Annotated in this window: 11 protein-coding genes, 1 tRNA gene and 1 pseudogene; 6 read left to right on the top strand and 7 right to left on the bottom strand. The window is 42.5% G+C overall.

Annotation, left to right across the window (positions count from 1 at the left end; all coding sequences use genetic code 11):
• Positions 1-368: 368 nt before the first annotated feature.
• The 4 genes from H524_RS14860 to H524_RS0107640 form a co-directional block, all read right to left on the bottom strand.
• On the bottom strand, positions 369-1511 hold the full coding sequence (locus tag H524_RS14860) for a TerC/Alx family metal homeostasis membrane protein (RefSeq protein ID WP_084281711.1): 1143 nt from the start codon (positions 1509-1511) through the stop codon (positions 369-371).
• A gap of 1023 nt (positions 1512-2534) precedes the next feature.
• A complete protein-coding gene (locus H524_RS0107660) occupies positions 2535-3218 on the bottom strand; it encodes a hypothetical protein (RefSeq protein ID WP_027939800.1) in 684 nt (227 codons plus the stop codon).
• 362 nt (positions 3219-3580) lie between these two features.
• Positions 3581-3769 carry a hypothetical protein gene (locus H524_RS0107655; protein ID WP_027939799.1) on the bottom strand — a complete coding sequence of 63 codons (189 nt, stop codon included), beginning with the start codon at positions 3767-3769 and terminating at the stop codon, positions 3581-3583.
• A 716-nt stretch (positions 3770-4485) separates the two neighbouring features.
• Entirely contained in the window at positions 4486-4761 is a 276-nt protein-coding gene (locus tag H524_RS0107640) for a type II toxin-antitoxin system RelB/DinJ family antitoxin (protein ID WP_027939798.1), read from the bottom strand.
• 148 nt (positions 4762-4909) lie between these two features.
• Between H524_RS0107640 and H524_RS0107635 the strand changes: the two genes are divergently transcribed.
• Positions 4910-5413 carry a COG3415 family protein gene (locus H524_RS0107635; RefSeq protein WP_027939797.1) on the top strand — a complete coding sequence of 168 codons (504 nt, stop codon included), beginning with the start codon at positions 4910-4912 and terminating at the stop codon, positions 5411-5413.
• Positions 5414-6394: 981 nt separating this feature from the next.
• Here H524_RS0107635 and H524_RS0107630 read toward each other — a convergent pair.
• Positions 6395-7294, bottom strand: coding sequence for a hypothetical protein (locus H524_RS0107630; protein WP_027939796.1), 900 nt, complete (start codon positions 7292-7294; stop codon positions 6395-6397).
• A 1130-nt stretch (positions 7295-8424) separates the two neighbouring features.
• Positions 8425-8515, bottom strand: a tRNA-Ser gene (locus H524_RS0107620).
• A gap of 390 nt (positions 8516-8905) precedes the next feature.
• On the opposite strand from H524_RS0107620, the gene H524_RS0107615 reads away from it, so the two are divergent.
• Positions 8906-10834: an AAA family ATPase gene (locus H524_RS0107615; RefSeq protein WP_027939795.1), complete on the top strand. Its 1929-nt coding sequence runs from the start codon at positions 8906-8908 to the stop codon at positions 10832-10834.
• A gap of 214 nt (positions 10835-11048) precedes the next feature.
• Positions 11049-12956: an AAA family ATPase gene (locus tag H524_RS0107610; RefSeq protein WP_027939794.1), complete on the top strand. Its 1908-nt coding sequence runs from the start codon at positions 11049-11051 to the stop codon at positions 12954-12956.
• A 163-nt stretch (positions 12957-13119) separates the two neighbouring features.
• Here H524_RS0107610 and H524_RS17070 read toward each other — a convergent pair.
• A pseudogene (locus H524_RS17070) lies at positions 13120-13278 on the bottom strand (YebC/PmpR family DNA-binding transcriptional regulator); the annotation flags it as partial.
• Positions 13279-13282: 4 nt separating this feature from the next.
• Between H524_RS17070 and H524_RS0107600 the strand changes: the two are divergent.
• From H524_RS0107600 to H524_RS14855, 3 genes are all read left to right on the top strand, one after another.
• Positions 13283-14659 (top strand): P-loop NTPase family protein, encoded by a 1377-nt coding sequence (locus tag H524_RS0107600; protein ID WP_027939793.1) that lies wholly within the window; start codon positions 13283-13285, stop codon positions 14657-14659.
• A 3721-nt stretch (positions 14660-18380) separates the two neighbouring features.
• Positions 18381-23684, top strand: a complete 5304-nt coding sequence (locus H524_RS0107585) for a type ISP restriction/modification enzyme (RefSeq protein ID WP_156907576.1) — start codon at positions 18381-18383, stop codon at positions 23682-23684.
• Between the two features lie 1031 nt (positions 23685-24715).
• Positions 24716-25343 (top strand): hypothetical protein (locus H524_RS14855; protein ID WP_156907575.1); only part of this gene is annotated, 628 nt, incomplete at its 3' end.

Genomic DNA, 25343 nt, shown 5'->3' with positions numbered 1-25343 from the left:
AGCATTGCCGTTTTTGTATATGGCTGTAGCAGACGCTATGGCACTGACCGTGAGAGTGGCTGATGCACGCTTGTCTGGAGCTTTCTTGCCTGAGGCTTATCTTGCATTAGGCGTAGCTTGCCTGCGGCTTATGCGGTTGTGGCATCTGTAGTTTGCTTAGGCAGCTGCAGCGCTTGCAGCGTTCTATATGCTATATGGGGCTATGTGCCTATCACTCTATGGGGCTAAGGTGAGAAAAGGCGCTAAGACAGTTACAGTGGATGGATGTGGTGTGCTTTTGCGTCAGTGGAATGCAAAACGGCACCAAACTTATTGCTAAGCGTGGTGCCGTTTAAAGTGCTTAAGAGATGGTCTCTTGTGCTAGGCTATTACTTATTAGCCTCGTTTGAGTCAGTCTCTTTTGCCTCGGTGGAGGTCTGAGCTTCAGCAGCTACTGCAACTGCAGCTTCCTTAGCTTGATCCTTTTTCTTAGCAGGGAAGATGAAAGAGGAGATGATACCAATACCTAAGATCACAGCGATCACGATAAGTGAGGTGTATACATCGATATCGTAGCCAAAGCCAGTTAAGTGTAAGGAGGCAGAGGCAGCAAGCTTGAATGCGATGAAGAAGAGCAGCACAGTAACAGCCTTTTCAAGGTGAACTAAGTACTGTCTCATAGCATCAAGCACGAAGTACATAGAACGCAGACCCATTACCGCGAAGATCATTGCAGAGTAAACAATGAGAGGCTCTCTAGACACAGCAATAACCGCTGGTACAGAGTCAAAAGCGAACATAACGTCGGTGGTTTCGATAACTGCTAAGCATAAGAACAGTGGGGTGGCAAATACAGCACCAACCTTCTTAAGCTCAATACCCTTGTTCTCAGGCTTCTCAAGCTCTGCCATAGCATGAGCCTTGTTGATGAAGAAGTTGTGGCCAACTAAACGAGGGAATACAGGGAAGAACAGACGCACTGCACGGAAAGCGATGTGGTTGCTGTAGTCAGCGTGCTCATCATCGTCATCTTCCTTCTTACGCAGCATCATGACACCGGAGGCTGCAACTAACAGAGCAAAGACCACTTCAACGGCAGGGCCTAAGGCAAAGAGAGCAGAACCGATAACTACGAAGAGGAGACGGAAGAAGATCGCGCCTAAAACACCCCAGTAGAGCACACGGTGGCAGTATTGTTCTGGTACTTTAAACCAGGCAAAGATCGCCATCATCACAAAGAGGTTATCTACAGATAAGGCTTGCTCGAAGAGGTAACCAGCAAGGAAGAGGGATGCTACTTCTGCATTGAAGTGATAGTAGAGGTAGCCAGCGAAACACATGGAGATGGTGATCCAAAATAAGGTCCATGCAATAGCTGATTTAAGTGCAATAGGCTTGTCTTTTCTGTGGGCCCAGATATCAACAAACAGACCAAACAAAGCGACTGCGCCGAAGATGATAATAGTTTCGGTCTCCAAACCAATATGGGTGTTTACTGAAGACGATCCGCTAGTTTCAACACTAAGTGACATGTGTTTCCTATATGAATCAAGGCAGCCTCTTTATAGGCTTGTATGAGTGGTGAACGAGAAGCTAAACACAGCTGAACCATTACTATTGCTTGTAAATATGCTCAAAATAAAGGCATAAAGCGCGTTATTTTGCGCATTGTTCAATCGATAAGTTCACCGTAAAGCACTAAGACTGCTAGTTATGTTGGTAGTAATGGATGGTTAATTCTAAGCTTAGTTGCATAGGTTCAACTTAGCTTAACGTAAACTTAACATATTGCCTCATATTAGTGCGTAAGCTAAGTGCTCTAATGGAATCATAATTTCGAAGCTGTGTGACAGGCGCTATTGCCTAGCTGATTTGCTTCTGTAACGTAACTTCTATGTAATAGCTTCCACCCATTAGCCACATGCTGAAATATCACATATTTACGCCAAACAAAGATACTAGAAGGCTAATAATAGGTAGCGTCTTTGCCAGCCAGCCAGCCAGCCTGCCTGTCTGCCTCCATTCATCAATCCATACAGCCAGCAACATCACGTACTTATTTTATGGCGAGAAACAATGGCTAGGGTTAAAGCAATCTCACGACTGCGCTTAGCTTCTTGAAAGGCTCAAGTGAAGCTTTGGTGTGGTTCAATAGGTTAGTGAAATAAGCTAAGCACCCACCGTCACTAGGTAAACCATATAAGAATGCTCTATCTTAGTAATGGAACAGAACTTACGTATTGGGAAGATAAAACTTAGTTTAAAGTCTACGAACTAAGCAATTGTTTTAACGTACACCGCCAAGTAATAAGCTATGTTGCGGCAAATGAGTGTTCCGCAACAAGAGAAAAAGTGAGCCTTTGTCAGGCTAGTCAGAACGCGGCTCTAAGCTAGAGAGATGAGTGGCTCAGAAAAGTAAGTGCTGTGACAGCAAAAGAGTTCGCTTTGTTTGAGTACGCACTCAGTGGTGGAGCAAGCACATTTTATCCGTAGTTGCTAGTTACGACTTGTCCATATGGCGCTGGTCAATTACTTGTCCATATGGCGCTGGTCAATTACTTGTCCATTAGGTCGTAATCGACTAAATCGAGGATTACTTTGGCCATATGGGAGTTGCCATTTAATGACCAAGATAGACCATGTTTGGAGAGGCGGAAACTATGCTCAGCACGGAGTTGCTCTATAAAGCCAGGTCTATCCATTAGCTCAGGCGCTTCACGGGCCATAGCTTCTTCCATAGCTTTTAGGTCTTTTTCAGTAGCAGTCTTGAGAAAGTGACAGCTAAAGACTTTGCCAGCATTTAACTCTTGGGCAAGACTCTTGTCTTGTGAAAACTCAGGGCCCTTAAATAAGCTGTAATTTTTATTGGCAGTGTCCTTACACAGCTGCTCAAATCTTAGCTTGCCCTCTTCGATGCTGTGATAGCTCTCCTTGGTGGCCATGTACTTAACATGCCATACCTTATTGGCCTTACTAATGTCGATACTGATGTAGACATCGCCGCCCTTCACGTCGCGTTTGAGCTTGATATTTTTTGGGCTCTTAGTAACTACATAGAAGCTATCGCGCCTCAGCTCTCTGACCATAAAGTCAGGGCCTTGGTTAAAAGGAATATGAAGATAGAACTGAGTCTTTAAATCCTCTGCTGTAGGCACATAGCGATCTGCTAGGGCAGTATTTGAGCACAATAGGGCGGCAGCTACAGCTGCAGCAGCTAAAAATGAACCTTTCTTTCTCATAGATCGTAGCCCTTAAGCAGAGAGTATGATTTAATTTAGTCTATCAGATAGTCAAACCTCAGATACACAAAGAGTATAAGCAAAGCTGCAAATCACGACACAAACATCTGCACTCACGGCACAAGCAAAGGGTCAGGCTGCGTATTGCTCCAAATTGCGCCAAAGGCTTAACTTGTACAAGCAAAGTTATCCAGCTAACCAGATAACCAACCAGCCAACCAGATAACCAACCAGCTCGCTTGCCTACAAACATATAACGGCACTCATAGAATATGCCCAGCGCCCGCACAAGTAAGATGAAACAAACAAAATGTCTAGCTATAGTGGCTAGGGCAAAAAGCCTGCAAATTTGGGGGCCTTAGCTACATAGGCAAAACAACGAGCCATTCAAGCGCCGTAAAATTGTAAAAGTCTTTATAAAGCTTCTCAGCCTCTTGGGCCTTGTTATTTGCTTTAATATAAGGCTCCGCCGCATTGATTAGACGCCTGTAAGCATCTCGCAAATCTTGAGTTATCCTGTAGTCTTTTCTAAAGTCCTCTGGATCTTGCATAGAGTACACAGCCCATTCAATGAAGTCCTCTTCATTGTTTGGGGCCTTAGTTTCAAAACCGCGTTTAATGTATTCTTTTAACTGCCGTCATTGTACTTTTCTTCATATATACCCCAAATTGTAGCCCATAGATAAAGCAAGTCATTCTTGTTGGTTTTATAGTCCATAGTTTTGCCTTGTGATAAATGAGCCTGAAATGGCACTATGCTATGCATAAATGCCCTGGCTCAAGATGTATACATCAGTCATTGATGTACTTGCTCTTAGCAGGCTCACAAAAAGTCATCCATCTGTAGCTGTGGCAGTTAGAGTTTCATTGACGTCAACAAACTTCATCAGCTTTAAGAGCGTCAGTGGCAATCTTACTTGCTAAATTGACACCAAGAGCAATTAACAGCATAGCAGCAATAGTACTTAACGTATTACGCGAGAAGTGCAAGAAATGTTGACAAGCGTTGTGAGTCTCAGTGCTTAGAATAGCCTTAGATAGTGGCTAGCTCTACGGTAGCCACATGGTTAAGCCTATCTTATTGGACTACGAATAAGTCTATCCACAGGAGTAGTACATTTTGCTACATACTGAGTCAGCTTAGACTGGTATAGTGATGATCAGAGCGGGCTGATAAGAGCGTTTGTGGATAGATGAGGAACACAAAGGATCGCGCTGCTGATAAATTAAAGCCTTTGTGAAATTTGATGGAGGGTCATCTTGAAGCTTATGAAAGCAAATCCTTCATCATTTCCTCAGCATTTGAATACGTCTTGCCTATGCTAGGATCGGCCTTCATACGCTGCACTTCCTCCATTGCTTCGAGAGTTTCGTCATTCGGTACTTTACCGCTGATTTCAAACGGAATTCGATACTCACTTACTGTCTTACGAGCAAAAAGCGTGATAGCAGTAGTCATCGACATTCCCATGTCTTCGCAAAAATCCTTAAACTGAAGCTGTAAATCCTCGTCCATTCTAATGTTGACATTGATTTTGGCCATGAGAACACCTTGCCAATCGGCATTGAATTAACTTTGTAATAGCAATTGTTGGTAAAACCATGAGCAAATCTAGGGCTCAAGATGCTCATTAGGGTTTCACCTTATGAAACTATTATAATAGGTCTGATTTCATCTTGAGGTTTTATTTATGGCTTTTACTAATGAGTTTCGCGTTAAGGTAGTGACTGATGTGCTCGCAGGCAAGGAAGTTCCTGATGTGGCCAAAGAGTATGGTGTCTCTGATCAGTCTGTGCGCAATTGGCTTGCTGACCCCCAAGTTCTTGCTATCGCTATGAGTGGTGGATCTGATGAGGTTCTTCAAGTTGAGCGGCCATCTACTCTAGGCAGTCTCACCGATGAACATGCTCTGGCGCTATATCTATTATCTCAATGCACTGGTTTAGACGTCAGCGGTGAGACCTTGTGCATCTGTGAAGCTGCTGGTGCCAATATGCTAGATGCGTTGGCATATGGTGAAAAGCTTGATAAGCGAAGAAAACTAATTGAGTCAGCAGTGAAAGAGTCAAGCAAATATATTGATAAGCTGCAAAATGATGTCACTAAGCTTAATCAGAGGCTTGTAGATCAAAAGGATTCATTTGAACAAGTCATACAAGCCATGAAAACACTTCAAGCAGACAGTCAAAAGTAATAAAAGCAATAATCACAACATCTGCTACATGCTGTGGCTATGAGCTAATCGTTAAAAACGAGAAACACGCGACACAAACACAAGATTTGCACAAGGCAGGTGCGGTTTGGGCAATTTTTAAGAAGAAACGTAATTTATGCTGTTAAATCGCATATTTTGGGGCGTGAAGAATAGCAGCAATACGCAAGCTATTTAAATGTCACAGCTGTGTTATACAAACGTGCATTATTTCAGCCTTTGTATCATTAATCCATAGATTATGTTTGGCAAAAATGCACCATGGCTTAGCGTTACTAGATTAGTAATCACAAGAAAACGCAAACCAATGTCACAAGCTTCGCAAAATAGTGCATGTTAGGGTTTGAAAAATTCTTTCATCTTGCCTAGAATGACAATAGTTTCAGAACCATAGCGACTTATTTGAACTTGGCGTAGTCGCTAGACCTTTTCTGAAATACTCAGCTGTACGAACCTGCTGTGACTTTTGTCATATACCCTTAGACCGCTGTTTCTAAGGTACTGCACGATGAAAAAAACAATGCCGGGGTAACAACTGGTAGAACATAAGGAGTTCGTGCAGGCAGGTCGTTCCTCATCCTGCCTAAGTACAGCAACTACCATCAATGACAAGCACTGCTCCTAGCAGCGCTCCATCCATCTTGCGCCAACAAAAGACTGAGCACTAACCCACGTTCACAAAGAGAACTACTAAAACAGTGGTTTATCCTAGCATCATGTTATAAAGATAGGGGGCGAAAAACCACTAGGCTTGCCCATTGGAGGTGTCAGGAGCACATGACGCAACTTATGCACCTTACAGATATGCAGCCACTCTAGCCACTGTCAGTCGATGGGCACAACAATGCTAAAGATTCTGTTAGATAGGGATACAAAGGCTAAAAAGGTAGGGAAACACTTAGCCAACTGCCATGGCTAGAATTGCCAAACAGTTAGCTTTAGAGAAGAGATTGAGACTAGGGCTTACTGTACGAAATTGAAGCTGTAGGAGTTGATAATACGCTCGCACAGTGGGCTTAAAGATTCAAACTGGTCTTTTACAATAGAGACACTGCTCTGACGACCCTGCAGCTCGCAGCTTAAGGTGGCAATATAGTTATGGCTGATGATATTGCGCTCATAGAAGAAGTTTTGCATATCAGGATAGATGCCATCCTCGCCTTTCTTTAAGAAGGCACGGATACTCAGTTCCATATAGTCATCATCTTCAGATACTGGACTCATGCTTGAGTCTTTTTGAGCACGCTTGAGTGCTTCTTTAGTGTTTTTGACCTCTGATAACACCTCATACTCACCATAGAGCATCTTATCCTTGTCGCTAAAGCGAGAAATGATATTACGCTTAAATTCTTCATAACCAAGAGCAAGGTCGTGCATTGGGGTGAGTTTGAGAGTGATGAGTAAGTTGCTATCTTCAGAGCTGTAGCTAATCACGGTTGAATCACCAGCCATAATGTAGCTTTCATTAAACTCGTGCGGATAATCAAAGGACACTACTACCTTAGAGGCGTTTTGTGGTTCAAACACTGATGGCTTGAGGCTCTTTGAATCAACAAGAGAACGAGCCATTGGTGCAGTACTTGGTGATGCAGGATTAGGTGCAGGTTTAGGATTGGCTGCTGCCTCATTTAGGCTTAGATCAATAGTGTGGGAGCAACGATCCATGGCAATGGCACCAGAGGCACGAATGCCAGTGGCATCGGCTAATTTTTTGCCGCCAGCCTTTTTTGTGCTGTCACTAATTGAACGTGGGTTATCATGGCCAGATAAGTTCTCATCTGACTCAGCAAAGTCAGAGGCAAAGACTGACGAGGTCAGTAGCGCCAGCAGCACACCAGTGGACATAGATGAAAACTTATTCATAAGACGGATAAACCAGGCTAAATTCACAACACTATGCAACGGCAAAAGGTTGGTAACCCAAGGTCTATGCTACCTTTAAGCTGCTGCATTTGTCTTATACGACATACCAAGTAAAAGCAGGGCAATAAGACCTGCCACTTCAAACAAGCAAGCCAATAATAAGCTGTAGTTATACAGCTTTGGTTAAATGCAAATAGACGCTAAAGCATATAAGCTCGAATGCAGATAAGCACGAAAGCATATAAGCTCTCAAGCGCATCAAGGCTGCAAAGCAAACTCGCATATCTTTGCAGCAATAATCTACGGTTGCTCAATGTAACATGTATATGCATCGTAGAGTTAATTGCACAGATTCAGGCGCTAAATGAACACCTGTTGTGCAGTATTAAGGCGCAAAAGCCTAGCTACGCTACAGCGTAAATGTTAAGTTGAGATCAACTCCATCGTGTTTGATGCACAAAGCTATGGTGCAAGCAAGCTGCTATCGCTACCAAGCACGGCATCAAAAACACCGAGCACCTTAACACGAGGGGCGTGATTATACCCCATTGAGTTGCTCATAACAGCATCTGGATCTCATCTTGCACGTGGTTTAGTTAAGATAATTGCACAAAGACTATGGCATATGCCCTAAATAAGATCACAGCAGAGCCGTACTAACTATCACTCTAGAGTTGAACCAAGCGCAACGTCAGCGACATTAATGCATAGACCACAACGCTAAGCCGTAACATCTCACCTAACCAAACAAAAGGTCAATCCTCGCTCGCAAGCAGCGCATCCCAACACGAAAGACCAATACCCTCACTCACCATAGCTGCAGATAAGCAAGTTGAAGGCGAGCCTCACAACATTGGATATTCCCAATAGCTGCAGAAACGCATCGAATGGAGTGACCTGCCTAAAAGAACTAGGCAGCATAAACATTAGTAATGACTTACGAGTTTGCCTTGGGATAAGCTGAGCTAAGCAACACAAAATAGGGTAGCCTGACATGAATTGCTCAAAAGAAGGATGAGCAATGAACAAGTAGGCCATTGAGTTGCTGAGGAAAACAGAGGACGCCTTAAAGCCGGCTGAAAAATAGGGAGCCCATAAACGAAAAAAGCAGCTTAATGCTGCTTTCGTAATGGCGGTGAGAGGGGGATTCGAACCCCCGATACGGGATGACCGTATACACGCTTTCCAGGCGTGCTCCTTCAGCCACTCGGACATCTCACCGTGTTTTGGAACGGGGCTCATTATACGTAAATTTCACAGCAGTGCAAGGCATTTTTCAAAATAAAGTGAAAATAGGGTTGCAAGGCCATGCAAACTTAAGCAAAAGCACAATAGAAGCCACGACAGGCATGCATTAGAAAGCTAAAACACACTGCAGAGACACAACCAACGCTTACCAAGCAAGCAGTAGGCGCATCAACGTGTCTAATGCGTTAAAAGCGAGTCAGAATGGCATGCTACGCTCATTAAGTACCTCTGCAATCGCTTGTTGCCTAAGGTACTTCGTATTAAGCCATTATTTGAATGGCTTTTCTGCGGCTATGCTCGGATAAAGCGTTATCATATTGAAAGGCTTTTCTTTCAGCTTGGTCGTATGTGTAGAGGGTGTCTATGGAACGCAGAGCCATTACTAACGGTTATTTTACCTCTTTTGAGGAACTGATTAGTAGTAATAAGATTTACGTCGATAAGACCAAATTTGCATGTGAGTTAGCTAAAGATGAAGCCGCCATTTTGCTCACAAGACCTCGTCGCATGGGCAAGAGCACCATGGTATCGACCTTAGAGTACTTGTTCTCAAAAGGCACTGTAGGTACAGAAGGTCTCTACTGCCATGAGCATTGGCCACTGACTGAGCGCTATTTTGTCTTTCACTTTGACTGGAGTAACTTTGTAGTATCTTCAGAAGAGCAGTTTCAGCAAAAATTTGGACAAGATATCGATTTGTATGCTTATTACTTTGGTGTTGAAATCCCAACAAATATACGTGTAGCTCGTCGTTTCGAGATTTTAGTCAAATTATGCCTAGAGAAGCTCAAAGATGAGGCTTTTTTATCCCAACATCCTGAGCTAAAGAATGGAGATCGCCAATTATCTTCTAAAAAGGTCGTGCTATTGATCGATGAGTATGATGCTCCTTTGACTAGAAGCCAGGATAAGCCAGAACTTTTAGAAAAAATAAGATTAGAACTCGTAGAGTTCTTCTCTTCAATCAAGCCTCTTTCGTACTTTCGCAATGTCTTTATTACCGGCGTCAGCTCCTATGCTCAAAGCTCTATCTTCTCTGGTGCTAATCAGTTTATAGACATCTCACTTGATGAGGACTTTGCTACTTGCTGTGGCTACACACAAGAAGAACTTGAGCACAACTTTGCTCCTGAGCTTGATCATGCGCAGCAACAGCTAATGCTAGGCCGTGATGAGCTAATGACTAAGCTTAGGCATTACTATAGTGGGTACCTGTTCAATGGCCAAGAAAGCACTAAACTTGATAGACAGCGCCTCTTTAATACGGTCAGTATTTCACGCTTTTTAATAAAGCCAACCCGTAGTTTTGATAATTACTGGGGGCAAACAGGTGGCGGTTCAAGATTCTTGTTACAGCTTATAAAGCTCGGCTCACAGAAAGTTAGAGAACAGGTCATAGCTAAGCTCTATCCTCATGTATTTGACGCGCTAGATCAAAATGACCCTAAGGTGACCGAATGCTTCGACGCGTGGACGCCATTGTGCTTATATGAGCTGAGCTCATATGCTATACCTAAGAGCCAAGAGCGCATGATCTGCGTGGATGCCGATTCATTAAAGGTCGACTTATCAACAGATGAGCTATTCACTGCTGAAAATGCCATCGCTATCTTGTATCAGTCTGGCTATTTAGCTATTCAGCGCGTCGACTGTGACAAGATATACCTAGGCCTTGCCAATTACGACGCTACCAAATCTCTAGCATCAGTAATTACAGACGTGCGTAACTATACACATAGTTCTAACTATAATCTTGCTGCCTTGCTTAGCCATTTAGGTGAACTTTACAAAGATGCTTTTGAACATCATCAACACCATGGCATTGCTGATTTTGGCATATACATGCAGCGGCTGCTAAATACCCTCCCTGAGGGCGTAATCACAATAGATAACGGGCACAAGCTAATTGCGTTCTTTATCTACTGGCTGTTAAATTTCCAAGCAATTGAAAGGGGAAGCGCAGCAAAGCTTGATAGCGAGGATGGCAAGATCATCATCTATCGCTCCATTAATACCGATAACACAGAGCTAGCTGAAGATATTATCCTTGAGTTTAAGCTTTCCGATAGTGAAGATGCTCTCTCGCAGCTTAAGAGCGCAACAGAACAGCTACCAGCAAACGACTCGGATACATATCCTGCAGCAACAGCCCTACATCACTACAGCGTGCTCATAAGCCCACAGCACGCTCTCGTAGTGGCTATCGATGCCAAATGCGCAGATGGCAGCTATCAGCAAGTCTATCGCTCAGATAAGCTAGATGACGTAGCAGTTAATACAAGCTCTAGCTAAGCAAAGAGTAGCCGCATCATCATCTTATAACTCACATGAAAGCGAGTCAGAATAGCACGCTACGCCCATTAAGTACCTCTGACGATCGCTTGTTGCCTAAGGTACTTCGTATTAAGACATTATTTAAAAGGCTTTTCTGATGCTATGCTCAGCTAAAGCGTTATCATATTGAAAGCCTTTTCTTTCAGCTTGGTCGTATGTGTAGAGGGAGCCTATGGAACGCAGACTCATTACTAACGGTTATTTTGCCTCTTTTGAGCAACTGATTAGTAGTAATAAGATTTATGTCGATAAGACAAAATTTGCATGTGAGCTAGCTAAAGATGAAGGCGCATTTTTGCTCACAAGACCTCGTCGCATGGGCAAGAGCACCATGGTATCGACCTTAGAGTATCTGTTTTCTAAAGGCACAGTAGGCACAGAAGGTCTCTACTGCCACGAGCATTGGCCTGATCCTAATCGCTATTTCGTCTTTCACCTTGACTGGAGTAGGTCTGATATATCTTCAGTAGATGATTTTAAGAAAAGCTTAAATGATTATCTGGATGGCTGGGCTTTATACTTCGGATTTGAAATCCCTACAAACAAAATATTAGATTGGCGTTTCGTGTTTTTCTTTCAAGCATGCATTGCTAAGCTTAAAGACGAAGAGTTTTTAGCAGCTCATCCTGAGTTAAAGGAAGGAGATCGCCCATTTTGTAGTGATAGAGTTGTGTTACTTATTGATGAGTATGACGCACCTCTATCAAGAAATTTAGATAATCCAGAGCTCTTTGAACAGCTACTGCCAATCTACACATCATTCTTCTCTACTATCAAAAGTCTACGTTGCTTTCGTTTGGTCTTTATTACTGGTGTAAGTTCGTACTCTCAAACATCAATCTTCTCTGGTGCAAATCAGTTCATAAATATCAGTCTTGATAGTGATTATGCAACCTGCTGTGGCTATACACGTGAAGAAATTGAGCACTACTTTGCACCTGAGCTAAAGAGAGCTCAAGAAGTCACAAACCTAAGCCACGATGAGCTTCTAAAGGCTATGAGCTATTTTTACGATGGTTATAGCTTTTCAAAAAAGCCCGAAGAACAAACACGTGTCTTTAGCCCTGTTAGTGTCTCTTTATTCCTTCGCGAACCTGAAGAGGGGTTTAACAACTACTGGTCGAACACAGGAGCTCAATCATCATTTATACTCAAGATGTTACAGCAATGTAATCATGCTATTGTTAACCAGCTTCTTAACAGTATCTATCAAAACTCAATAGATAAAAAGACAGAGGTGGATGCATCAATAGCTGAGGCAATCGAGGGCCTTTTCCCAGTATTTAGCTTGGCAATAGATAAGTCGGAAACAAATCAAGCTAACAAACACCTTCTATCTATTGATGTAAACAGCCTAATTGTCAAACATGACGATATTAAGGCCCTCTCCTTAGATAATGCTATAGCCATCTTGTTCCAAGGTGGCTACTTAAGCATTAAGGAGATTATAGACAACGATGCATACTTGGGATTAGCCAATCATGAGGTTGCAAACTCTTTAGCAACTCTTTTAATGCAAGAGCTCAAAAAAGTTCATCCAGAACTGTCTGGAATCAACCATAAGCTCTTTAGCTTGCTTAGTAATAAGAAAGAGGTATTTGAACGCCTGCATCAAGGCGGTAAGGGTATTGCTGATCTATTTAGCAACATCTTCAATAGTTTTGATCAAAAGATCTTCAAAGAACCTAATTACGAGGAAGTCCTCTCCTCGATCATAGGCTTTTCAATGATGTGCACAGGATTTTATGCACAGCGTGAAGTCGCATCTTTATTTGGCTATGCAGATTTTGTGATTTATAAGAAAGTAAATGGTTTAAAGGTACCTGACGTAATCATTGAGTTTAAGCTAGCACGCTGTCGCCAGAATATCATCAAGAAACTTAATGAGGGCTCTAAGCAAATGGTCGATCGCAAGTATGGCTTTAGTTTGCTTAACTCCGATCCGCACCGCTATTGCATTGTCATTAGCAATGCTCTTAAGCAAGTTGCTGCTGTCTCTAGGATTAACCGTGACGGCACTTATGCCGTTGAGTATCAACACCCTGATATCAATACCAGGGGCATTGCTAAACCAAAATAATATTAAGTGGCCGTTGCTATTCAATGGCTATTTTTGGTGAATGGAAACAAAAATGCCGCAGCATGACGAAATTTTGGTTTCATGCTGTGGCATTTTCACTATGGCCACAATGATAAATAAAGTTCATCCTTGAGGCGCAAGATTATTTTGAGATGAAGATTAATTACATCTCGAGATCATCTGGGATCTGGGCGTTGTGGTATACGTTCTGAACGTCATCAAGGTCCTCAAGAAGATCGATCATACGGATGAACTTCTCTGCAGTTTCCTTGTCCAGTGCAGTCTCAGTTGATGGAGTCATGGAAACTTCAGCTGAAGATGGGCTGATGTTCAAGGAAGATCCTCGCGAGCTCCAATACTTTTACAGTCATCTGTTTTCAGCCATTAAGAAGATAGACTTTCGCTTCGTATTTATTACTGGTGTCAGCTCTTATGTACAGAGCTCAATCTTCGGTGAGCCAAATCAGCTTATAGATATCTCACTCGACCCAAGATACGCCACCTCTTGCGGCTACACAAAAGAAGAGCTTGAGCACAACTTTGCTCCAGAGCTTGATCATGCGCAGCAACAGCTAATGCTAGGCCGTGATGAGCTAATGACTAAGCTTAGTCATTACTATAGTGGTTACCTGTTCAATGGCCAAGAAAGCTCTAACCTTGATAGTCAGCGCGTCTTTAATACGGTCAGCATTTCACGCTTTTTAATAAAGCCAACCCGTAGTTTTGATAATTACTGGGGGCAAACAGGTGGCGGTTCAAGATTCTTGTTACAGCTTATCAAGCTCGGCTCACGGAAGGTCAGAGAACAGGTCGTAGCTAAGCTCTATCCTCATGTATTTGACGCACTTGATCAAACTGACCCTAAGTTGACCGAATGCATCGACGCATGGACACCATTGTGCTTACTTGAGCTGAGCTCAAATGCTCTACCTAAGAGCCAAGAGCGCATGATCTGCGTGAATACCGAGTCATTAAAGGTCGACTTATCAACAGATGAGCTATTCAATGCTGATAATGCCATCGCTATCTTGTATCAGTCTGGTTATTTAGCTATTCAGCGCGTCGACTATGACAACATATACCTAGGCCTTGCCAATAACGACGCTACCAAATCTCTAGCATCAGTAATTACGAACGTGCGTAACTATACACATAGTTCTAACTATAATCTTGCTGCCTTGCTAAGCCCTTTGGATAAACTTTACCAAGATGCTTTTGAACATCATCAACACCATGGCATTGCTGATTTTGGCATATACATGCAGCGGCTACTAAATACCCTCCCTGAGGGCGTAATCACAATAGATAACGGGCACAAGCTAAGCGCCTTCTTTATCTATTGTCTTTTGAATTTCCAAGCTACTCAAAGGGGAAGCGCAGCAAAGCTTGATACAGAAGAGGGCAAGATCATCATCTATCGCCCCATAAATGCCGATAAACCAGAGCTAGTAGAGGATATTAGCCTTGAGTTTAAGCTTGCCAACACAAATGCAGCCCTCACACAGCTTAAGAGTGCATCAGCACAGCTACCAGCACACGACTCAGACACCACTCCTGCAGCGACCGCTCCATATCACTGCAGATTGTTCATAAGCCCACAGCATAAGCTCGTAGCGGCTATATATACCAAATGCGCAGATGGCTGCTATCAGCAAGTCTATTGCTCTGATAATCTAGATGACGTAGCAGCACCTAGCCATTAGCATAGGCCATAGCCATAACAACTTGCCCTAAATGCTCTACACCAACTATGACTTATACTCACTAAGTGTAAAGTAGGCGATAGGGCACTAAGTACAAAAGGTTTCCAGCTTCACCTCTAAAACATCAAAACACATTCATAAAACATATTATCTTTTAATATAGCGATCCAATCATAATAATATGTTTTATAAATAGAGAGCAGTTATCAGCAAATCTGCACCATAAAACCTCCACTTATACCACTCATAGCAAAATCTCTTCATTTACCCTCATTAAATCCCATATATAAGCCATTTAGTGCTCATTGGCAACACAAAATCCCTCACATCACCTCAAAACAAGCCCGAAGGCAGGTAGCCACAGTTATCAGAACCCCTGTGATGACACTCGCGAAAATTTAACCTCACAGACCATCTTCCAAAATTCATAAGCATTACAATAATGTGATATCACTGACCAGCTCTATGACCCTATCTGCACTAATTAACATAATAAAACATAACACATTAAAGCTATCGTTATAATCAATCTAGGTATGTTTAATACTATAAAAGATGCTTTTAGCAAAATAGGCCTATAACCATAGCTCTACATCTCTCAAATCGCTTCATAAGCACATTAATCACAAAATCCCATATCTAAGCTATTTTACTTTTTGTAGCAGCATAGTGCCTTTATAGACAAAAAGTAGGGCAATCAAGCATCACTCCACACAAAAAATAGGGCCAGCAGAGTAGGGCAACACCTGCCATTTACCCTTGGCGTATCCGCTCTTAATACCCTCAATACACCACCCGAAAACGCAGCCAAGAATAGGGCCATCGAAGGCAGCAACTGCCCATAAAACACCCTCATAATTGCAGCCAAAAGTAGGTCCACCGCCACAGCAGAATAGGGCGTTACACCTCAAAAACTAACACATATAATCATCATGCCTGATGCTATTAAAATAATAAATCCACATAACTATATAAGGCACAACACAAGCCAGTCTACGCTATAAAACTGGCCATCATCTCCCCATTGCAGAAGCCATCTCACCACTCTCAACAGTACTCTAGCAGCTACATAAGAGATGCTGTTGCTAGACCTCTTGCTCCTGCCCATATAGGCGCACTAGCAGCCAAATCTCACCTCCATTAACTTCATTGCCTCCATTAATATCATTACATTATCCTGATACTGCTTAACTGCCGCTCCGCCCCTCTCTAAAGTCCTTCTGGATACCTTTAGTCCTCTATAAAGCGCTCTTTGGCAGCTCACGCTCTACCACTCTATATAGCCGCTCCAAGACCATCGCTACATATATATGCAGCTCATATACGTCTATATGCTACCTTTATGAGCGTGTCATGCAACTTCGCATAACTTTATATAGAAGAATCCCAGAATTTGCCTTTAGACCCCTTCATGCGCCTCTTCGGGCTTCTGGTGGCTCGTTTTCCATTATATTTAACATAACTACAATTATGCGATCATCAATCCACCACTCAATAAACACCAACACAATAACTCTACATGCCACAAAACCGCAAAAATATCAATAATTTAACCCCAAAACCACAAAAAATACTTTTACCAAAAACATGATCATTATCACACCAACCAGAGCCAGCCAACTCGATCACAATCCGCCAATCATGATCTAATCCACCCAAAGTAGCCACCTAAATTTGGCAGCAGCTGCCCAATAGCTGCAGCTGCCAAATCTGTCCAGTAAGCACAACTTAGCTTACGCAGCTAAAGCTGCCACGCATCCCGCCGTCACATGCAAATGCCGTAGCCTCTAAAGCACCAATCTCTGCTTCAGAAGCTCATCCTAAATGAGCTGTCTGGCAGGGCAAAGAGCCTCTGAAGGAGAGGGCTTTTGCTGCCGACATCTCTATGTTAGCTACAGCCGAAAAGGCAATAACTGTTGCATAAAACTGATACCAGAAGCAGCAGCAAGATGAGGCTGCAGCAACAGAATTGAAAGGCACTTTCCCCTACTCTGCTGCGGCCCATGGCTCGGGTATTAGCCTCTGAACGGGGTAGCGGCCGGCTGCTGTTTAGAGGCTGGCAGGTGGATTTGTAGGATGGTGAATGGCGAGAGCTTGTCGTAAGGATTTTGGTTTTAAAAGGGGTGGTTATGGAGCTAAATGAGCGGATAGTACTTTGGCAGGAATGGAGTAATTTTGGAGATGGTTGTCTGGTAGCCAGAAGCGTCATGCCCTACTTTTATAGAGATGGATTGGGTGTTCAAAAGTGGCGCAGGAAGGTCATGCTTTAGGTGGTCTGAGAGGCTGGTTAAGAGGCTTGAGTAAGAGGAATTTTTAAGGCTAAAGGATTATTATTATGTGGGTATATAAGTATGTGAAATATGGGTGGTTAATGGTGTCAGGAATGATAATTATTATGCCCTATTCTGAGTTTATGGATGCTGCTTATCGTATAAAACATAACGCATTAATGAATGCGTGAAATATAAATAGCGATATGTTTTGTAGTGTGGTTCTGGGATGTGCGGGTGAAGAAGAGCATGGTAGTGGCGGCTGATAGAAGATGTTTGTTTAGTAAGTGGGACTGCTTGGAGTTTTTGGAAGTTGTGAAATCATTACAGAATTATGATGTCTTAGGTGAGGCTGGAAATTTTGCGTGGTGCGCTATCTTCTGGTGGCAAGCTTGACGCTGGTGAATGGTAACGTACAAATGATGGGGATTTGGAGGTATAAAAGGGTGAGAGTTTGCCCTACTTTTTTGGTCAGAATCTGTCTATGCGTATCTCTAAATATAAAACATAAACAATATGATAGTAACGTGAACAATTATAACGATATGTTAAGAAAAGTATTATGTGCGGATTTGTGATTATGACATAGTATGCCATTTATGTGTTTCTTGAGTTATGCAGTTTTTGCATGAGTGCTTATGTGCTTTATTACCTGAATTACAACAACCTCTACAGCTGTATGCATATTAGGTACTTCTGAGGTTAACTAAAACTAAAGGCTATGGATTATTTAATTGGCTGCTTGGATAAGGCAGAGTCCCACGTGCTGCTCTTTTGCGAGCTTCTTAGTCTGATTGTTGGATGGCTGCACGTTTATTCTGTTGCTTCTCATGCTATATGAGATTGTCCCTGTGAGGCTTAATATCCTATCTCTTGGGCTTTTTAAAGTGGTTGAGCTGTATTTGTTCCCTATCTTCTAAGGCTGTCTAATTGTATTGAGGATGTATTGATTGGTACGAAGTAATGACAATGGAAATGTATTATGAAGTGCTAATTATCATACATCTGAAAAAATACGAAGCAGCCAGCAAGCATTAGATATGGGGTTCTAAATACTTTGTGCTGGCTTCGGGCTTATCCCTATCTTACGAGGCTGCTGTTATACGTGGTTGTGAGGACGTCGTGCTTGTTTAGAGGCTTATGCCCTATCTTATGCGGCTTCGTTTGTAAGCGACTGCTCGCTTGGTCTCTTATTTCTGAGGCTTTAATCTGGGGCTTAATAGGACTTTGCGCTAGTTTAGAGGCAGATTTATGACCTCTAAGATCTTTGTTCGTATGGCTATTGGTTAGTGTTCTTTTGCAAGTGAAATTACTCATGATTTGAGCAAGATAAAGACTGGGCTCGTGGGCTTAGTTGAGGCCGGTATTTTCTTGCAAAGTACCGTCTGCACTGGCTTTATCCTAGTATAATTACCCTCTCAATCATTTTTGGTTATTGGATGGAGCTTGTAATGTCTGAACAGATCCAAGTGTCTCAAAGAAACAGTAGTGGTGTTTTTAAGGTAGTGGATAATGCCTCTGCTTTTAATGACTTGTTAAAAGCTATTGAACAGAGCAACTTCTCCCATCGAGACAAGGGCACTGACTTTGAGAGGCTCTCATTAGACTTCCTTACTAATGAGCCAACTTACAAGGATCAGTTTACTAAGGTTCAGATGTATTCTGACTGGGCCAAAGAGCATAGCGATCTAGAGATTAATGCTAAAGATATTGGTATTGACCTTGTCGCTACTGATGTCATGGCTGACGAGGCTAAAGAGCAGACTTATACTGCCATTCAGTGTAAGTTTTATGCTGCAGATAGAGTTGTATCCAAGGATGATATCGACTCTTTTCTTTCGGCCTCGGATAAGACGTACTATTCCAAGCGCTTCATTATTGCCACTAACCAAAAATGGGGCCCAAACGTACAAAAAGAGCTTAAAGATCTTAAGACTCCAGTAACCATCATTACACGCGAGAAGCTGGCTAACTCCTCTATCGACTGGTCTAGCTACCTTAAGACCCAGGGTAAAGTTGAGGTTATCAAGCGTACTCTAAGAGACTATCAAAAAGAGGCCCTAAATAACGTAATTGAGGGCTTTAAAACTAATGAGAGAGGCAAGCTTATCATGGCTTGCGGCACTGGTAAGACCTTTACCTCCTTGCGTACCGCTGAAGCACAAGTAGGACAGCATGGTCTGGTGCTTTTTTTAGTACCTTCCCTATCTCTCCTCAGCCAAACTCTATCTGACTGGAAGCAGCAAGCCATTCATCCAATAACTGCATTTGCTGTTTGCTCAGACTCAAAGATTGGCAAGAGTGACGAGCTCTTAACTGCAAGTGAGCTTGCCTATCCAGCCACAACTGATGCTGAAACCCTAGCCAAGAAGGTTAACGATGCGCTAGCCAAGAGCAAACAGAGCTCCGATGGCGGTATGACTGTTGTCTTTAGTACTTATCAGTCAATTGATGTTATTGCTGTTGCGCAAAATGGCGATGAGGCTAAGGGTAGCTTTGTAGCTAACCCAATGCCAGAGTTTGACCTCATTATCTGTGATGAGGCCCATCGTACTGCAGGTGCCTATCTGATTAATCAAGCATCTAACTTGGCACGTCCAGCCAAGGCAGATGAAGCATCCCCTATCTTTGCTGGTTCAGCTGTTAGTGATGTTGATGCAGCTACTGCAGCAACAGCAGATGCTGCTATGGTGGATGCCTCAAGCGAGAGCAGTAAAGATGACTCTAGTGCATCAGCGGCAAAGAAAGCTAAGGCAAAGAGAACAGCCTCTATCAAGGTGATTGATGATGAAGAAGCTGCCTTTACGCGCATCCACAACAATGAGTACGTTAAAGGTAAAAAGCGTCTTTACATGACCGCAACTCCAAAGGTCTATGGTACTGCAGCCCGAGAGCAAGAGAACAACAAAGAAGCTGTTCTTTACTCCATGGACGATGTAAATGTCTTTGGACCGGTATTCCACACTATGAACTTTGAGAAGGCAGTTAAGATGGGCTGTCTTGTTGACTACAAAGTTATCATTTTAGTGGGAGATGCTAATACATTCCGCTCCGCCGAAGAGGCTGATCAGTTCTCCGATAACCATGCCTCACGTGTGGTTGGTGCATGGAAGGCGCTCAATAAGTATGGTATTCGCGATGAGCTTGCCGATGACCTTGGTCATATGCGTCGTGCTGTAGGCTTTGCTCAGCAGATTAATCATGACAGCAAGCGTAAGAAGACCTCTTCAAAAGACTTTGCACAGTATTTCCAAGACGTGATTGATGAGTATCGTGAAGACGTTGAGTCACGCTCTGCTAAGTTTAAGAACCTTACGGATGAACAGGCTGCAGCTTTAGCTAACGACAATGCTTACAACGAGTATTGCTTCACGAGCTCGCATAATCTCAAGTGCTCAACAAAGCATATTGATGGCTCCATGAACGCACTTGAGAAGGCTAACTTACTCAGTTGGTTACGTGAAGAGCCTCAAGATAATGAGTGTAAGATTCTTTTTAACGTACGCTGTTTAAGTGAGGGTGTGGATGTACCTTCACTAGACTCAGTAATCTTCCTTGCACCACGTAAGAGCCAAGTCGATGTTGTGCAGACAGTTGGCCGTGTCATGCGTATTGCCCCTGGCAAGAAGCGTGGCTATGTGATTATTCCTATTGTGGCAGAGGATGTTGAGAACCCAGAGAAGACCTTAGATCGCTCCGAGGAGTTCAAGGTTGTTTGGCAGGTACTTAACGCGCTTAGATCTATCAATCCAAGCCATGAGCTTGTAGATGGTCGTTTAATGAAGATTGACGATCGTATTGAGGTAATAAGCGTAGTTAACAGCAAAATCTCAAAGAGTTCATCGAGCTCATCTGGAGGTAAAACGCCAGCTATCGATCCGTCAAAGCCTGGCAAGGATGAGCCAACAAATTCTAAGGGTCTCTTGGCTGATCTTGATTACGGCGTTATCAGAGTTGAAGAGGCCATTAAGACAGCAATCATTAAGAAGCTGGGTAATATCAGAACTTGGGAAGACTGGGCTAAGGATGTAGCCTTAATCTGCTCTAATCAGGCAAAGAACATTAAGCGAGTACTTGAGGATACTGAACATCCTGAGGCAAAGAAGCTCTTCGATGATTTCAAAAATCAGATGTCTGCGGCTATCAATGGTCACCTTACTAAAGATGGCATAGCTGATGATGAGACCGCTACCTTAAGTGATGACGAGTTCATCGATATGCTCGCTCAGCATATTGTGATTAAGCCTGTTCTTGATGAATTATTCAAAGAGCATCCATTTACCGAGAAGAACGCTATTGCATCCTCACTCACTCAGATGCTTGAGACTCTGCAGCACTTTGGTATGCAGGTAGCTACCAATGACTTGAAGAACTTCTACGAAAGCGTGGGCTATCGTATGAAGAACGTTAAGTCTTTAGCAGATCGTCAGGCTGTGATTGTTGATCTTTTTGACCGCTTCTTTAAGGTGGCATTCCCAAAGCAGCAAGAAAAGCTCGGTATTGTCTATACTCCAATTGAAGTGGTGGATTTCATTAACCACTCTGTGAACGACATACTCAAAAAGGAGTTCAATACCAGCTTAGGTGATCAGGGTGTACATATCCTCGATCCATTCACTGGTACCGGTACTTTCATTACTCGCATGATGTTAGATGAGACCATCATCCCTCGCGCATCATTGCCGTATAAGTACCGTAATGAGCTTCATGCATTTGAGTTAGTACCGCTGTCATACTACGTTGCCTCTATCAATATCGAGTCTGTATATGACGAGCTCAAACCAAATAGTGATGAAGAGTACGAGGCTAATAACGTCACAGTACTCACAGACACTTTTGCTACTCATGATGCTGATGTGCTGCCGCTGATGTCCTCTAACATCCAGCGTAATGCCTCATTACGACAGAAGGTGGATAAGCTGCCATTGCGTGTCATCATTGGTAATCCTCCATACTCAGCAGGTCAGTCAAGCGGTAATGACAACAACCAAAATGAGCACTACCCTGAGCTCGAAAGCCGCTTAGAAGAAACCTACGTCGCAAAAGCTGGCAAAATTACCAATAAGAATAGCCTGTACGACTCATACATTAAGGCATTTAGATGGGCCTCAGACAAGATTGGTGAGAGCGGCATAGTTGCTTTTGTATCCAATGCTGGCTGGATTGATTCTGCTGCAGCAAACGGCATGCGTAAGTGCTTTGCTGACGAGTTTAACTCCATCTATATCTACCATCTTAAAGGCAATGCAAGAACCTCAGGTGAGCAGCGTCGCAAAGAGAAGGACAATGTCTTCGGAGTTGGAACAAGAACTCCAATTGCCATCACTGTCTTAGTTAAGAACCCTGCCTCATCAGAACATGGCGTGATTAAGTTTGGATGCGTGGACGACTATTTGACTCGTGAGCAAAAGCTTGAGCAGCTTGAGCAAATGCATAGCATATCAGGCGCTTCATTTACCGAAATTACGCCAGATGAGCATGGTGACTGGATTAGCCAAAGACGGGATGATTACGCCAAATTCATTACTTTAGATGGTAAGTATCAAGATGAATCTGCAGTATTCATAACCTATTCAAGAGGTATAGAAACTGGAAGAGACGTTTGGTCGTTTAACTCAAGCAAAGAAGAACTTGCTAAGAATTTTTCAACATGTATTAATTTTTATAATACACAGGTTAAAGAGTATGAGCGCCTTGGCGCTGCTTTTGAGTATGACTATGACTCAAAAAAGATCAAATGGACGTCATCCAAAAAGAGTCAGTTAGAGAAAGGTGAAATTGACGCTCAATTCAACAGTGACCTTGTTCGTACTACATTATACAGGCCATTTATAAAGCAATTAATTTATATGGATCAGAATTGGATTCATAGAAAAGGATTAATGCCTCAGTTCTTCCCTTATAACGGAGCAGAGAATCTTACAATTGGTATTTGCGGTGTAGGATCAAAAGAGTTTAGCTGTTTAATCAGTGACTGTATATCTGATGTTCAGACCAACTTTAACGGACAATGCCTCCCACGCTACGTTTATACCGAAGCTCAGAAGGGTAGTGTAATTGGGGAATTTGCGTCGGCTCAGGCGGATGAGCATGGATATGTTCGTGAGGATGCAATTAAGCCTGAGGCTGTTGAGCACTTTAGAGCTGCCTATGGAGCAGAAGGTGCTGCTATTGATGCTGATGCAGTCTTCTACTACATCTATGGTTTACTGCACTCAATAGATTATCGGGATACTTATGCAAACAATTTAGTAAAAGAACTACCTAGAATACCTAGAGTCGAAACTTATGCTGAATTTAAGGCTTTTGAACAAGCTGGTCGTAAGTTAGCTGAACTTCACGTCAATTACGAAAGTGTAACTCCATACAATGGATGCACTATCGAAAAGGCGGATAATGTTCACTACCGTGTAGAGAAGCTTGCTTACGGCAAAATCAAGGGCAAGACAGGTAATGCAGCCAAGGACAAGACATGCATCGTATATAACGATACTCTGACCATCAAGAACATCCCTCTTGAAGCTCAGGAGTACATCGTAAATAAGAAGTCTGGCCTCGACTGGATTGTTGAGCGTTGCTGCGTAAAGCAGGATAAAGAAACAGGCATTGTGAATGACTACAACGATTACGCTGCGGAAGTTGGCGATGAAAAGTACATCTTTAACCTAATCTTACGTGTGATTACTGTAAGTCTTGAGACGGTGAAGATCGTAAACTCTTTACCAAAGCTCAAGATCCATCCACTCGATAAGTAGTCGTAGTGATATGAGCTAAGGCTATACCATACTGAATTGGGTATGGTGCATTCAAAAGGCAGCTATGATGGCTGCCTTTTGGCTATAAGTACTATTAGATACGCAGAGCTGATTAAGCTCAACGTGATTGCTTGATGATTGAGGCTAAAGGTATCTGTACGATATTTGGGGGGTATTAAAATAAAACTGGCATAACTATTATGAACCGCATGTTTATCAGTTTTTTGGAAACATGCACATGAATAGACTAAAACAAGCCAGACTGCATCATATGCAAGATGGTCTCTCTTGGAGGGGGCTATGATCATCCCTCAAGACTGCCTCATCTATATGGTGAATACCCCGATATCAGCCCGCTATGGCATACCAACTATGTTCGATATGCTTGTCTCTAACACTATCAATATAAGTTGGAGCGGTATTGATCCTGTAGTTATTGTGACATTGAATGAACGAAGAACCATATGCAAGGTATTCGTTGTTGACGGCTCTGGTTATACATGTTTTACCAGAAAACGTTCAAGTGGGCGATTCCAGCACAAGTTCAATAGTGACTTACTTCCTACAGTCATAAGTAGGCGAGCTTTGGATAGGCTACTTAAGGAAGGTAGTCTATCAGGCAGACAAAAATACTAACAGCATTATTTAATAACTGAAAAGGAGCCATTTGGCTCCTTTTTTTATATATAGCCAAAGAAAATTGGGTCGAGAGTTGAGATTTGAGCCAATAGATTACAAGTATTAGTGTTTTGGTGTATGGATATTTAGACATTCAAAAACACGTAGTTTGTTTATGATTGGCTGTATATAGACGTGAAATATTTTTGGCTAAAGTGTGATCGATACACTTGCCAATAAAGGCGGGATATATAAGGATTAGGATTGGCTTTTTTTCTTTAAGCCATAATTTCCTGTAACCTTATGTGGGTCAGCTGCAATGCAGCTGCTAATTGAACTTTGTATGATCTTAGTTTGATTAGCGGCAACACATGTTAACTGTGCTGCACGCTGACCTTACAAAAAAAATCTACATGAATATTATAACTAAAAACAAGATCAAAGATCTACACAAAGATCATAGAAATAGCGATCTCAACATCAACAAAGATCATGACCGTGATCTTAAAAACATCGAACAAACCGCTTTAAATGGCTGTTTGTCTAAAGATCATGACTCTACTCAAGAGCCAAATCTTTCATGCAACAAAAGTCACGATCTTAACTCTCATTCTCGTAATGATAATGAAAAAGATCATGGTTACGATCTTAAAAACACCGAACAAACCGCTTTAAATGGCGGTTTGTCTAAAGATCATGACTCTACTCAAGAGCCAGATCTTTCATGCAACAAAAGTCACGATCTTAAATCTCATTCTCGTAAAGAGAATGAAAAAGATCATGACCACGATCTTAAAAACATCAAACAAACCGCTTTAAATGGCGGTTTGTCTAAAGATCATGACTCTACTCAAGAACGAGATCTTCCGTGCAACACAAGCCATGATCTTGGCTCTCAAACTAGTAAAGACAACTCAAAAGATCATACAAATGATCTCACTAACTCCAATAAAACAGCTTTAAACCAAGACTTGCATCATGATCCTATAAGCGTTGAGATGTATGAAGCTCAAGCTAAAGAAATCCTTGATTTGAAGCGCA

Origin of the sequence: Anaerobiospirillum succiniciproducens DSM 6400 (assembly GCF_000482845.1) — a bacterium.
In the GTDB taxonomy this organism is placed as follows: Bacteria; Pseudomonadota; Gammaproteobacteria; order Enterobacterales; family Succinivibrionaceae; genus Anaerobiospirillum; species Anaerobiospirillum succiniciproducens.
The sequence above is the reverse complement of the archived record's forward strand: the minus strand, read 5'-3'. Positions and strand labels throughout refer to the sequence as shown.